This window comes from Mycolicibacterium sp. SMGY-1XX, assembly GCF_059132455.1.
The window spans coordinates 4,381,911-4,394,942 of the sequence record NZ_CP101139.1 but is presented as its reverse complement, the minus strand read 5'-3'; the positions used below and the strand labels follow the sequence as shown (position 1 = coordinate 4,394,942).

At 68.0% G+C, this 13,032-nt stretch carries 15 protein-coding genes; 9 read left to right on the top strand and 6 right to left on the bottom strand.

Annotated elements, in window-relative coordinates:
- Position 1 precedes the first annotated feature (1 nt).
- Positions 2-970 carry a phosphotransferase gene (locus NL241_RS21205; protein ID WP_487694956.1) on the top strand — a complete coding sequence of 323 codons (969 nt, stop codon included), beginning with the start codon at positions 2-4 and terminating at the stop codon, positions 968-970.
- Positions 971-988: 18 nt separating this feature from the next.
- Here the strand turns inward: NL241_RS21205 and NL241_RS21200 are convergent, their stop codons facing one another.
- From NL241_RS21200 to NL241_RS21185, 4 genes are read right to left on the bottom strand one after another with little or no spacing between them, the layout of a single operon-like run.
- The gene (locus tag NL241_RS21200) at positions 989-1,933 is read right to left on the bottom strand and encodes a mechanosensitive ion channel family protein (protein ID WP_487694954.1); all 945 of its coding nucleotides are present in this window, start codon (positions 1,931-1,933) and stop codon (positions 989-991) included.
- Positions 1,934-1,990: 57 nt separating this feature from the next.
- Positions 1,991-3,055, bottom strand: coding sequence for a quinone-dependent dihydroorotate dehydrogenase (locus NL241_RS21195; RefSeq protein ID WP_494398355.1), 1,065 nt, complete (start codon positions 3,053-3,055; stop codon positions 1,991-1,993).
- Between the two features lie 2 nt (positions 3,056-3,057).
- Positions 3,058-3,315, bottom strand: coding sequence for a DUF5703 family protein (locus NL241_RS21190; protein ID WP_487694953.1), 258 nt, complete (start codon positions 3,313-3,315; stop codon positions 3,058-3,060).
- On the bottom strand, positions 3,312-4,286 hold the full coding sequence (locus NL241_RS21185) for a YncE family protein (RefSeq protein WP_494394952.1): 975 nt from the start codon (positions 4,284-4,286) through the stop codon (positions 3,312-3,314). The genes NL241_RS21190 and NL241_RS21185 overlap by 4 nt, the downstream gene beginning before the upstream one ends.
- A gap of 156 nt (positions 4,287-4,442) precedes the next feature.
- Here NL241_RS21185 and NL241_RS21180 point away from each other — a divergent pair, with 156 nt between their 5' ends.
- From NL241_RS21180 to NL241_RS21160, 5 genes are all read left to right on the top strand, one after another.
- Positions 4,443-4,742, top strand: a complete 300-nt coding sequence (locus NL241_RS21180) for a hypothetical protein (protein WP_487694950.1) — start codon at positions 4,443-4,445, stop codon at positions 4,740-4,742.
- A gap of 105 nt (positions 4,743-4,847) precedes the next feature.
- Positions 4,848-5,678, top strand: coding sequence for an undecaprenyl-diphosphate phosphatase (locus tag NL241_RS21175; protein WP_487694990.1), 831 nt, complete (start codon positions 4,848-4,850; stop codon positions 5,676-5,678).
- A complete protein-coding gene (locus tag NL241_RS21170) occupies positions 5,675-6,367 on the top strand; it encodes a histidine phosphatase family protein (protein ID WP_487694949.1) in 693 nt (230 codons plus the stop codon). Before NL241_RS21175 ends, NL241_RS21170 begins: the two co-directional genes overlap by 4 nt.
- Positions 6,368-6,431: 64 nt before the next feature.
- The gene (locus NL241_RS21165; protein WP_487694947.1) at positions 6,432-7,019 is read left to right on the top strand and encodes an Rv2134c family protein; all 588 of its coding nucleotides are present in this window, start codon (positions 6,432-6,434) and stop codon (positions 7,017-7,019) included.
- The gene (locus NL241_RS21160; RefSeq protein ID WP_487694946.1) at positions 7,003-7,821 is read left to right on the top strand and encodes an Rv2133c family protein; all 819 of its coding nucleotides are present in this window, start codon (positions 7,003-7,005) and stop codon (positions 7,819-7,821) included. Before NL241_RS21165 ends, NL241_RS21160 begins: the two co-directional genes overlap by 17 nt.
- Here NL241_RS21160 and NL241_RS21155 read toward each other — a convergent pair.
- Positions 7,818-8,285, bottom strand: coding sequence for an META domain-containing protein (locus tag NL241_RS21155; RefSeq protein ID WP_494394951.1), 468 nt, complete (start codon positions 8,283-8,285; stop codon positions 7,818-7,820). The two genes, NL241_RS21160 and NL241_RS21155, sit on opposite strands and share 4 nt — an antisense overlap.
- A 115-nt stretch (positions 8,286-8,400) precedes the next feature.
- Between NL241_RS21155 and NL241_RS21150 the strand changes: the two genes are divergently transcribed.
- From NL241_RS21150 to NL241_RS21140, 3 genes are all read left to right on the top strand, one after another.
- Entirely contained in the window at positions 8,401-9,168 is a 768-nt protein-coding gene (locus tag NL241_RS21150; RefSeq protein ID WP_487694944.1) for a 3'(2'),5'-bisphosphate nucleotidase CysQ, read from the top strand.
- A gap of 20 nt (positions 9,169-9,188) precedes the next feature.
- Complete coding sequence (gene mshC, locus NL241_RS21145) at positions 9,189-10,427, top strand: cysteine--1-D-myo-inosityl 2-amino-2-deoxy-alpha-D-glucopyranoside ligase (protein WP_494394950.1); 1,239 nt, start codon at positions 9,189-9,191, stop codon at positions 10,425-10,427.
- 112 nt (positions 10,428-10,539) lie between these two features.
- Positions 10,540-11,979 carry a DUF1254 domain-containing protein gene (locus NL241_RS21140; RefSeq protein WP_494394949.1) on the top strand — a complete coding sequence of 480 codons (1,440 nt, stop codon included), beginning with the start codon at positions 10,540-10,542 and terminating at the stop codon, positions 11,977-11,979.
- Here NL241_RS21140 and NL241_RS21135 read toward each other — a convergent pair.
- A complete protein-coding gene (locus tag NL241_RS21135) occupies positions 11,976-12,920 on the bottom strand; it encodes a PAC2 family protein (protein ID WP_487694940.1) in 945 nt (314 codons plus the stop codon). The genes NL241_RS21140 and NL241_RS21135 overlap by 4 nt on opposite strands.
- Positions 12,921-13,032: the final 112 nt, after the last annotated feature.

Here is a 13,032-nt window from a genome sequence, read left to right as displayed (position 1 = left end):
CGTGACCGACGATCGTCCGGGCAGCGCCGGTGACAAGGCGATCGGGTCTGCGCGCACCGCCGCCGAACGCCGCGTCGAAGACGTGCTCGTCCAGATCGAACGGTGGCGGGGCCGCACGGTGTCCTACGCACCGGTTCTGGGTGGCCTGCAGAACAGCAACTGGCGCATCACCGTCGAGGGTCTGGACACCCGGTACTTCCTCAAGATCCCCGGCGACGGCAGTGACGCCTTCATCGACCGCAGCCTGGCCAACGAGGCGGCCCGCCGGGCCGGTGAACGCGGGATCGGGGCGGAAATGGTGCACTTCGATCCCGCCACGGGTGTCGAGGTGATCGAGTTCCTGGAGGGCTACCGGGCCTGCACCAACGGCGATTTCAAGCGCCCCGAGGTGCCGCGAGAGATCATCGGCATCTACCGCACCCTCCACGACGGGGGACTGCTCAGCGGCACCAAGACCATGTTCGACATGATCGAGGAGCACCTGAGCCAGGCGCAGGAGATCGGGGTGCGACTGCCCGTCGATGCCGGCCTGATCCTGGGGGAGTACCAGCAGGCCAAATCGGCGTTACTGGCCTCCGGCCTCGATCTGGTTGCCTGCCACAATGATCCGATGCCGGGCAACTTCCTGGTGGCCGACGGCAAGCCGATGCGCATGGTGGACTACGAGTTCGCCTCCAACAACGAACGCGCCTACGAACTGGCGCTGCTGATCGTGGAGATGTTCTACGGCGAGGAGCAGATGCTCGAGCTCGTCGAAGACTTCTACGGCCGCACCGATTTCGCCACCTGTGCGCGGGTGCAGGTCTGCTGCGCGCTGGCCGACACCAAGTGGGGTCTGTGGGCCGTGGTCAACCAGCAGCTCAACACCACCTGGGATTTCGACTACCACAAGTACGGCCTGTGGAAACTGATGCGGGCGCGGATGAAGATGTCCGACCCACGCTGGCCGTTCTGGGTGAAGGCGCTCTGATCGTCGACCGCGCTGTGGCTACTCGCCGACGGCGGCGGCGCGGCCCGTCGGATACGGCAGGTCGATTCCGTGCTCGTCGTAGGCGCGCAGGATGGCGCGCCGGAGTCCTCGTTGTACCGACCACTGCGCATTCGGCCGGACCTTCACCGTCATCCGCAATTTGATCAGGTCGGGTGAGAGCTCCTGCACGCCCAGCATCTGGGGTTCGCCGATCACCTTGGTGGCCATCGACGGGTCGGCGACGGCTTCTTCGGCCGCCGCGATGGCGACCTGTTCGGCGCGCTCGACGTCGGCGGTCAACGCCACCGGGACCTCGATACGCGCGACGGCGTACTCCTGGCTCATGTTGCCCACGCGGGCGATCTCGCCGTTGCGGACGTACCAGAGCGTGCCGTCGATATCGCGGAGTGTGGTCACCCGCAGACCCACGCTCTCCACTTCGCCCACCGCGTCACCGAGATCCACGGTGTCGCCGACGCCGTACTGGTCTTCCAGGAGCATGAACACGCCGGTCACAAAATCGCGGACCAGGTTCTGGGCGCCAAAGCCGATGGCGAGTCCCACCACGCCGGCCGAGGCGATGAACGGGGCGATGTTCACCCCCACCACGTTGAGCAGAGCCAGCACCACCCAGACCAGCAGGACGATCGAGACGGTGGACTTCAGCACCGAGCCGATGGTCTGGGCCCGCTGCTGGCGGCGCAGCAGTACCTGCTCACTCGTGGCCGAGGACGGTACGCGGTCCCGCAGATAGCGCACCAGGGGAGGCGTTCTCGACGACTTGTCCGCACTCTCGTCGCGTTCCCTGCGAGCCCGTGCGGTGGTCGCGCGGTCGATCATGCGGTGCAGGATGAGCCGGATGACGAGGGCGACCACCAGGTAGGCGACGATTCTGATGGGAACCTCGATGAGCCAATGCCTACTGGTGTCCGTCCATTCGAAGGCGAGAAGCGAGACATCCATGGTTAGCCACCATAACCATGGCCCGGTGGTGTTCGGGGTCACCGGGGGGCCCGCGCATTACCGCGTGGCCGAGCCCACCGCGTCGGACAGCGCGGCGAAACCGCCGGCACGCAGGCGGGATGCCAGCCCGTCGTGAATGTGTTTGGCCCACAAGCCGCCGCCGTAGATGAAGCCCGTGTAGCCCTGCAGCAGCGAGGCGCCCGACACGATGCGTTCCCAGGCGTCATCCGCGGTCTCGATGCCGCCCACGCTGATCAGCACCACCTGTCCGCCCACCCGGCCGTAGAGGCGCCGGAGCACCTCCAGTGAGCGGCGCGCCACCGGTGCCCCCGACACGCCACCGGCGCCGAGTTCCGGCACTCCGGCGGTGAGCAGGCCGTCGCGCGAGATGGTGGTGTTGGTGGCCACGATCCCGGCCAGGCCCAGTTCGACTGCCAGGTCGGCCACCTCGTCGACATCGCTGTCGGCCAGATCCGGCGCGATCTTGACCAGCACCGGTGTGTCGCCTGCCTCCTGCAGCACTCCGGCCAGAATCGGCCGTAGCGATGTCACGGCTTGCAGATCACGCAGGCCCGGGGTGTTCGGTGAGCTGACGTTGACCACCAGATAGTCGGCCAGCGGCGCCAAAAGCCGTGCGCTGGTGCGGTAATCGCTTTCAGCGGCCTCGGCGGGAGTGGCTTTGGTCTTGCCGATGTTGACCCCGATCGGCACCTCGGAGCGGTGTCGCACCAGCTGGGCCGCCAATGCCGCCGCGCCATGGTTGTTGAAGCCGAGGCGGTTGAGCAGGCCACGGTCATCGGGCAGGCGGAACAGCCGCGGTTTCGGATTACCCGGCTGCGGGTGGGCGGTGACGGTGCCGATCTCGGCGTACCCGAAACCCAGCGCCCCCCAGGTGTTCAGGCCGTGGCCGTCTTTGTCGAAACCGGCGGCCAGCCCCAGCGGCCCGGGGAAGTGCACCCCGAAGACGGTGCTGGCCAGCACCGGGTCGGCCGGCGACAGCGCGCGCTGCAGTCGCCGTCGCACCGGGGCCGGGGCGGTGGCGCCGCGCAGCGCGGCGAAGGCGATCGTGTGAATGCGCTCGGGCGGCAGTACGAACATCGCCCGGCGCAGCGCGCCGTACAGCACTACAGCTCCGGCAGATCGTCGGCGTTGGGGTTCTGCACGCGGGACTTCTTGCGCCGCAACAACACTCGTCGGGTGCCGTCGGTGTACAGCCGGACTTTGGTCAGTTCCCAGCCGCGGTACTCGGCTTCGATGGACAACCGGGTGGACGCGGTGAGCCGGGTGACGTCCGGTGGCAGCCGCAGCGGCACCCACTCGTAGTCGTCGGACAGGTCCACATCCCAGCCGATCGGCATCCGGCCGCGCCGCGCGGCCGTCACGGCGCACCTGCCGCAGATTCGATCACCTGGACCCCGGCACCCGAGGCCGACACCACGAACAGGGTGCCGGTGGTGTCGTCGAAAGCCAAGAAGTCGGGTTGCTGCACAGTTGGGTAACGCACCTTCTCCACAGGTATTCCAGTCGCCAGATCGTATCCAACGACGAGGTTCGTCGCGGTCTGTGACACCCAAGCCAGGTCCGAAGATCCGGTCAGGCCGTACGGGGCGGCCGGCACCGGGTACCGCTGGCGCATGATCAGCGGGTCCACCCCGAAGACCAGCAACTCGTCACCGCGGGTGTCGGTCACCAGCAGCCGGCCCTCCGGGTCCGCGGCGATGGTGGTGGCGCCGTCGCCGGCCCGCAGCGCCTGCTGCGCCCGGCCTTCGGTGTCGACACTGGTCACCGAGGTCTGCCCGCGGTCGAGCACCACCGTGGTGTCACCGACGGTGGCCAGCGAGTCCACCCGGGCGAAGATCTCCACACGGTGCTCCACGGTGGGTGCGCCGTCGGGCGCCAGCAAGAAGACCGCGCCGTCGGCGCTGCCCAGCACCACCCCGCCGTTCTGCCGCAGCGCGATGGCGGTGAAGTCCACCTCGGGCGAGTCGCTCACGTCGACGCGTTCCGAGGTACCGGTTGCCAGATCGACACGCAGATAACCGCCGCGGGTGGACACGTATGCCGTGCCGTCGTCATCGGTGGTCAGGGCGGTTGCGCGCGCCGGCAGTGCCACGGTGCGAGACGACGCCCCCAGCACGGTCAGCGCACTGGCCGCGTCAGTCGAGGTCAGCACCACCAGAGCGGAGACGCCGCTGTCGAAGACGGCCGCCGTGGGCCGGCCCGGCAGGGGCCGGACGGTGCCGGCCGGCGGTACGGCGGCGGGGGGAGAGGCGGCCGGACGGGCCGGCTCGATTGTCGGTGGCGCAGTGTCGACGGGGTTCGACGAACACGACACGGTCGCAAAAGCGAACATCGTCAGCATCGCTAGCCGTAAAGCGACAGACAGGGTTCTAATACGTTTCAATGAAATGGCCTACGGGTAACTCTCGCGCGTGCTGATGAACTTCTCCTGGACGAGTAATTCTAGGAAACGCTACGCACAGTTGCGTATTGACGGTATGGTCAATCCATGACTTTGGCCCCCGAGAGAGACGTCAGAGGTGGTTTCTTCTTCGAAGACATCACCCCGGGGATCCATGCCAGTGGGTTCGGTGAAGTCGGCGACGGCCGCAGTTTCTCGTTCCACGTAGAGCGGCAGATGCTCGTCGTCGAGGTGTACCGCCCCCGGCTGTCCGGCCCGGTGCCGCACGCCGAGGACGTGGTGGCGACCGCCAGCAGGGGGCTGGTGGACATCGATGTCACCGATGAGCGCAGCATTGCTGCCGCCGTGCGCGATGCGGTGTCCGCCGCGCAACCGGTTCCACGCTGACACGGCTCGGCGCCCAGACGCTGCCCACGGTACGGTCGGTGCAGCAGTTCGGCGTGAGGTAGCCGACGGGGAGGAGCCCAAGCGTTGGACAGTGCAGTTTCGGCGATGTCGTGGCTGCAGGTAATCGTTCTGGCCATCGTTCAGGGACTCACCGAGTTCCTTCCGGTGTCCTCATCGGGACACCTGGCCATCGTGTCGCGGGTGTTCTTCGACGACGACGCCGGAGCGTCGTTCACGGCCGTGACGCAGCTGGGCACCGAAGCCGCGGTGCTCGTCTATTTCGCCAAGGACATCGGCCGCATCCTGGTGGCCTGGTTTGCCGGTCTGCGTGACGCAGCCCGCCGCAACGCCGACTACTGGCTGGGCTGGTGGGTGATCATCGGCACCATCCCGATCTGTGTGCTAGGCCTGTTGTTCAAAGACCAGATCCGCAGCGGCGCGCGCAATCTCTGGCTCGTCGCAGGAGCACTCATCGTCTTCGCGTTCGTCATCGCGGCCGCCGAATACGTGGGCAGGCAGACTCGCAAGGTGGAGCAACTCACCTGGCGCGACGCCGTCATCGTCGGCTTCGCGCAGTGCCTGGCGCTGGTGCCCGGCGTGTCGCGTTCCGGCGCGACCATCAGCGCCGGGCTGTTCCTCGGCATGGAGCGTGAGCTGGCCGCCCGATTCGGCTTCTATCTGGCGATCCCCGCGGTGCTGGCCTCCGGCCTGTTCTCGCTGCCCGACGCGTTCGCGCCGGTCACCAGCGGTATGAGCGCCAGCGGCGCCCAGCTGCTGGTGTCGATCCTGATCGCCTTCGTCGTGGGCTACGCGGCCATCGCCTGGTTCCTCAAGTTCTTGGTCAAGCACGGGATGTACTGGTTCGTCGGGTACCGCGTGGTGCTCGGTGCGGTGGTGCTGATCCTGCTCGGCACCGGTGTGGTGGCAGCCACATGACGGTGATCTTGTTGCGCCACGGGCGTTCCACGTCGAACACCGCGCACACGCTGGCGGGCCGATCCGCCGGCGTCGACCTCGACGACAAAGGCCGCGAACAAGCCAGCGGTGTGGTGGAGCGGGTGGGCGACCTGCCGATCAAGGCGCTGGTGCGAAGTCCGCTGTTGCGCTGTGAGCGAACGCTGGAGCCGCTGGCCGCCAAATTGGGTCTGGAGCCGGTGGTCGAGGATCGGCTCGCCGAAGTGGACTACGGCGCGTGGACCGGCCGCAAGATCGGCGAGCTGGTCAAGGAACCCCTGTGGGCGGTGGTGCAGCAACAGCCCAGTGCGGCAGTGTTTCCCGACGGCGAAGGCCTGGCGCAGGTGCAGGCTCGCGCCGTGGCCGCGGTGCGTGAACACGACAAGCGGCTCGCCGAGGAACACGGTGGTGACACCCTGTGGGTGGCCTGCACCCACGGCGACGTCATCAAGAGTGTGTTGGCCGATGCGTTGGGCACTCACCTGGACAGCTTCCAGCGCATCACCGCCGATCCGGCGTCGATGAGCGTCATCCGGTACACCCCGCTGCGGCCGTTCGTGATTCACGTCAACCACACCGGCGCCGGACTGGCGTCGGTGCTCACGGCCCCGCCGCCCGAGAAGACCGAAACCGACTCCTCCGACGCAGTTGTCGGCGGATCCACCGACTGAACTCCGTGAGGGGAGCTTCGCCCGATTACTGCCGACGTCGTTCACCCGGTATTTTGGAGGAGTCATGGCGCGCGCAATTCACGTCTTCCGAACACCCGACCGCTTCGTCGCCGGGACTGTCGGGCAGCCCGGAAACCGCACGTTCTACCTGCAGGCCGTGCACGACTCGCGGGTCGTGTCCGTCATGCTGGAGAAGCAGCAGGTTGCGGTGCTCGCTGAGCGCATCGGCGCGCTGCTGGTCGAAGTGAACCGGCGGTTCGGCACTCCGCTTCCCCCTGAGACCTCCGCTGTGGAGGACCTCAGCCCCCTGGTCACCCCCGTCGACGCGGAATTCCGGGTCGGCACCATGGGGCTGGGCTGGGACTCCGAAGCGCAGACCGTGGTGGTCGAGCTGCTCGCGGTCACCGACACCGAGTTCGATGCCTCCGTGGTGCTCGACGATGCCGAGGACGGCCCCGATGCCGTGCGGGTGTTTCTCACGCCCGAGTCGGCGCGACAGTTCGCCAACCGGTCCAACCGGGTGATCTCCGCGGGACGGCCGCCCTGCCCCCTGTGCGAGGAACCGCTGGATCCCGAGGGGCATATCTGCGTGCGCACCAACGGATACCGCCGTGCGGAGCTGTTCGGGTCAGACGATGACCCCACACCCTGACGCCGAAGGTTTACTCGAACAGGGTGAGCTGACGGTGCTGGGACGTATCCGTTCCGCCAGCAACGCCACCTTCCTGTGCGAAGCCTCCCTCGACGGCGACACCGCCGTCCATTGTGTGTACAAGCCCGTCGCCGGTGAGCAGCCGCTCTGGGATTTCCCGGACGGCACCCTGGCCGGCCGGGAGCGCGCCACCTATCTGGTGTCCGCGTTCTTGGGCTGGAACATCGTGCCGCACACCATCATTCGCGAGGGGCCGGCCGGCCCGGGAATGTGTCAGCTGTGGGTGGACCAGCCCGGCGACGCCGATGCCGCCGAGGCCCCCACCACCCTCGATCTGGTGGACCTGTGCCCGGTCGAGCACCTGCCCCCCGGTTACCTGCCGGTGTTACGCGCTCAGGACTACGCGGGCGACGAGGTGCTGCTGATCCACGCCGACGACGCCCGGCTGCGACTGGTCGCGGTGTTCGACGTCCTGGTCAACAACGCCGACCGCAAGGGCGGGCACATCCTGCACGGCGTCGACGGCCGCGTCTACGGCGTCGACCACGGGCTGTGCCTGCACGTCGACGACAAGCTGCGCACCGTGTTGTGGGGCTGGGCAGGCAAGCCCATCGAGGACGACACGTGCGAGTCAGTGTCGCGGCTGGTCGACGCGCTCGACGGCGACCTCGGTGAGCAGTTGGCCGAGCACATCACGCCGATGGAAGTGGTGGCACTGGCAGTGCGGGCCAGCGAGATGCTCGACAACCCGGTCATGCCCACCCCGGACCGGCGCAGGCCCATTCCCTGGCCGGCGTTCTAGACCGGCCGCCAGCTGAGGATGCCCCCGTCCAGCATCAGGGACATGTGCAATTGCTCACCTTTGAAGATGTAGCCACGCACATGCGGCAGGGCCGCGGACACCTCCTGGTCCAGGGACGGGGTGGGGCAGCCCATCAGCGTTGTCGCGATCGGGCCGAATGTCAGCGAGCCGGTGGTGCCGTCCCCGGTGGGCGCCGCCTCGAAGGTGCCGCTGCCGGAATTGCAGTCGAGCTGGAACGCCGCGCGGCCGTCCTCGCCGAAGGCCACCGTGAATGTCGCGGGGTCGGGAACCGGGGTGACGCCCTGGGCGTCGTTCATCGACTCGATCTGCACCAGTTCCCAGCTGGTGCCCACCAGCGAACGGGGCTCGGGCTCGGTGCTGCAGCCGGTCAGCGACCCGAGGGCCGCAACAACCGCCGCCGCGGGAATCCACACTCGATACGGTCCCGATCCGAACCCGACCATCTGATCTCGCTGTTCTGCTGAGTGGCCCGACGCCGACCGCCGTGTCAGCACGGAATCTACCTGCGCTGACCGCCCCGCTCAGACCTTCGGCCGCCAGGCCCCGGATACTGGGACGGTGACACCTCAGACCGACGCAGCGCTGGCGGCCGATCTGGCCGAGGACGCGGGCAAACTCCTGCTGGCGCTGCGCGACGAGGTGGGTTTCGACTATCCGTGGTCGCTCGGCGACGAAGGGGACAGCCGCGCCAACAAGCTGCTGCTGCGCCGGTTGCGCGCCGAACGGCCAGGTGATGCGGTGCTCAGTGAGGAAGCTCACGACGATATCGGCCGCCGCTTGAGCGCCGACCGGGTGTGGATCATCGACCCCGTCGACGGCACCCGGGAGTATTCGCTGCCCGGCCGCGCGGACTGGGCGGTGCACGTGGCGTTGTGGCAGCGCACCGGCGGCCCCGACGGCCGGATCACCGATGCGGCGGTGTCGTTGCCCGCGCGTGGCGAGGTGTACCGCACCGACACGGTGGCCGCTGGGCCGCGGGCGCATTCCGGGCCCATTCGAATCACCGCGAGTGCCAGTCGTCCACCGAGGGTGCTGTACCGGATCGCCGAACAGGTGGACTTCGAGATGGTGCAGATCGGTTCGGCCGGCGCCAAGGCGATGGCGGTGGTACGCGGCGACGTCGACGCCTACATCCACGCTGGTGGCCAGTGGGAATGGGATTCCGCCGCGCCCGCGGGCGTGGTGCTGGCGGCCGGTCTGCACGCCTCGCGCATCGACGGGTCACCCATGTTGTACAACCGCCCCGACCCGTACCTGCCCGATCTGTTGTTCTGCCGCCCCGAACTCGCCGACGTGCTGCTGGGTGCCATGCGGTTGGCCGGCTGACGACCCCCTAGAGTCGAGCTATGCGATCGTGGTCGGCCGGCGAGGTTCCGCAACTGCCTGGACGGGGTCCGGGTCTACGGCTTTTCGACACCGCCGACCGGCAGGTGCGCCCGGTGTCGCCCGGCGAGACGGCAACGATGTACGTGTGCGGCATCACCCCTTATGACGCCACCCATCTCGGTCACGCCGCGACATACCTGACCTTTGATCTGGTGCACCGGTTGTGGCTCGACGCCGGCCACGGGGTGCACTACGTGCAGAACATCACCGACATCGACGACCCGCTGTTCGAGCGGGCCGACCGGGACGGGATCGGCTGGCGCGAGCTCGGCGACCGCGAAACCCAGTTGTTCCGAGACGATATGGCCGCGCTGCGGGTCCTGCCGCCCCGGGACTACATCGCGGCCACCGAGGCCATCGCCGAGGTCATCGAGCTCGTCGAGAAGATGCTGGCCTCGGGTGCGGCCTATGTGGTCGACGACCCGACCTACCCCGACGTGTACTTCCACGCCGATGCCACCGAGCAATTCGGCTACGAGTCGGGGTATGACCGCGACACCATGCTGACGTTGTTCACCGAACGTGGTGGTGACCCCGACCGCCCGGGCAAGGCCGATCCGCTGGATGCGCTGATGTGGCGCGCCGAACGCGCCGGTGAGCCGGCGTGGCCGTCGCCGTTCGGGCCCGGCCGGCCAGGCTGGCACATCGAGTGCGCGGCAATCGCGTTGAGCCGCATCGGTTCCGGCCTCGACGTCCAGGGCGGCGGCAGCGACCTGATGTTCCCGCATCACGAGTTCTCGGCCGCGCACGCCGAATCGGTGACGGGGGAGCGGCGCTTCGCCCGGCACTACGTGCATGCCGGCATGATCGGCTGGGACGGACACAAGATGTCCAAGAGCCGCGGCAATCTGGTCCTGGTGTCCCGGTTGCGCGCCGACGGGGTGGATCCCGGGGCCATTCGCCTGGGCCTGTTCGCCGGTCACTACCGGGAGGACCGGTTCTGGAGCCCCGAGGTGCTCGCCGAGGCGCAGGCCAGGCTGGCCCGGTGGCGTGAGGCCACCGCACTGCCCGCAGGGCCGGACGCCGCGGACGTGATCGCCCGCGTGCGCCGCTACCTCGCCGACGATCTCGACACCCCGAAAGCGCTTGCCGCCCTCGATGGTTGGAGCACCGACGCGCTGCAGTACGGCGGGCACGACGCGGAGGCGCCACGGCTGGTCGCCACCGCCGTCGACGCCCTGCTCGGCATCAAACTCTGAACACCCCGCTGAACACCCGCCACCCCCCAAGCGCGAGCGCGCGCGTCTGTACGGCGACACGCCGGGGACGCCGTACAAGAACGCGCGCTCGTTCGCGTGCCACGCTGCTTGAATGAGGATCTGGCTCGCGCTCTGCGCCGTCGTACTGCTGCTCGCGGGCTGCGCCACCGAAAGCACCACCGACCGGACCTCCACCGCGCCGCCGTCGCCACCACCGCCGACATCGATCAGCCCCAGCGACGCCCGCGCGATCGCCAAAGAGGCGTACATCTACGGGTTCCCGATCGTCGACAACTACCGCATCCAGTACTCCTACTTCGTCGACGAGCAGGACCCCGAGTACAAGGGCGTCTGGAACCAGATCCACAGCACGGCCCGCGTCTTCACCCCCGAGGACAAGGCGATCCAGACCCCCAACTCCGACACGCCGTACTCGATGCTCGGCGCCGACCTGCGCACGGAACCCCTGGTGCTGACCGTGCCGCCGATCGCCCAGGACCGCTACTACTCGCTGCAGTTCATCGACGGCTACACCTACAACATCGCCTATGTCGGCAGCCGCACCACCGGCAACGGCGGCGGCAAGTACCTGCTGGCCGGCCCCAACTGGCAGGGCGACACCCCCGAAGGCATCAACGAGGTGATCCGCTCCGACACCGAGCTGGCCGGCGTCATCTACCGCACCCAGCTGTTCGGGCCGTCGGATCTCGCCGAGGTGGAGAAGATCCAAGCCGGCTATCTGGTTGAGCCGCTGTCGGCCTACCTGGACCAGCCGCCGCCCACACCGGCGCCGCCCATCGACTTCGTGCCCCCGCTGAGTCCCGAACAGCAGAAGACCTCACCGCAGTTCTTCGAGATCCTGGATTTCGCGATGCAGTTCGCCTCGGGGCGACCCGGCGAGGAGGACATGCTCAGCCGGTTCGCCAGCCTCGGCATCGGACCCGACGGCGACTTCGCCGCCGACAAGCTGACACCGGAATTGCGCGCGGCTGTCGAGGGCGGCATGGCCGACGCCTGGTCGGAGCTGCAGACTCTGCAAAAGGAGCAGGTCGAGACCGGCAAGCTGAGTTCGGCCGACCTGTTCGGCAGCCCGGAGCAGATCGGGGACAACTACCTCTACCGGATGGCCGGGGCCGCCTTCGGCATCTACGGCAATTCCAAGGACGAGGCGATCTACCCGACCACCGACGTCGACGCCACCGGCGCGCCCCTGACCGGTGCCGACCGCTACACCTACCGATTCGCCCCCAATCAGCTGCCGCCGGTCAACGCGTTCTGGTCGCTGACCATGTACCAACTGCCGCAGAGCCTGCTGGTGGACAACCCGATCCAGCGGTACCTGGTGAACTCGCAGACGCTGCCCAGTCTGGTCGCCGACCCCGACGGTGGATACACGCTGTACCTGCAGCACGAATCGCCCGGCCGGGAGCGGGAGGCGAATTGGCTGCCTGCGCCGGAGGGGCCGTTCCGACTCGTGCTGCGGTTGTACTGGCCCAAGCCGGACGCGCTCAACGGCACCTGGCAGGCGCCCAAGCCGGAAAAGGTGAGCTAGCCCCGGAAGCCGGGCCCGCGTCGGCGCAGGTAGCGCTCGAACTCCGCGGCCAGCGCGTCACCGTCGATCTTGCCGATCACTTCGTTCATGTCCACCTCGGCGTCGCCGCGCTGCTCGAGGGAGGCGACGTACTCGGCGATCTCTTCGTCCTCGGCGGTCATCTCCGTGACCGCCTCCTCCCACTCCTCGGCCTGCGTCGGCAAGTCCGCCAGGGGCACCTCGATGTCCAGCACGTCCTCGACGCGGCGCAGCAGCGCGACGGTGGCCTTCGGGTTGGGTGGTTGGGACACGTAGTGCGGCACCGCCGCCCAGAACGTCACCGCCGGGATCCCCGCCGTCACGCACGCGTCCTGGAAGACGCCGGCGATTCCGGTCGGCCCTTCGTAGCGGGTCTCCTCGAGACCGAAGAACTTCGCTGATTCGGGGGAGTACGCCGCGCCCGAGACCGGAACCGGACGCGTGTGCGGCGTGTCGGCCAGTAACGCGCCCAGGATGACGACGGTGTCGACATTCAGCTTGTCGGCGATAGCCAGCAGTTCGGCACAGAACGTCCGCCAGCGCATGTTCGGCTCCACACCGTGCATCAGCACGATGTCGCGGTCGCTGCCGGGCGGGCGGCAGTGCGAAATCCGCATGGACGGCCAGGCAAGTTCGCGCGTGACGCCGTCGATCTGCCGGATCACCGGCCGATTCACCTGGTAGTCGTAGTACGACTCGTCGTCGATCTCGACGATGGTCTCCGCTTCCCAGATGGCGTCCAGGTGTTCCAGCGCGTCACTGGCCGCGTCGCCAGCGTCATTCCAGCCCTCGAAGGCAGCCACCACGATGGTGTTGTGCAGTTTGGGCAGATCGGTTCTGCGCGGATCCGCGGGTGTCACCAATTCAGCGTAAGGCCTGCGACGCACGGAAGGGCCACCAGGCGCGACGCAGGTGTGCACCATCGAGCGATTATTCTGAGCGGGTGCCTGCATCTGACAAGATCCGCTACGGCACCGACCTGCTGGACATGTTGTCCCAGCGTGTGGGTGACGGTGCGGCGAAATACGTTCAGCT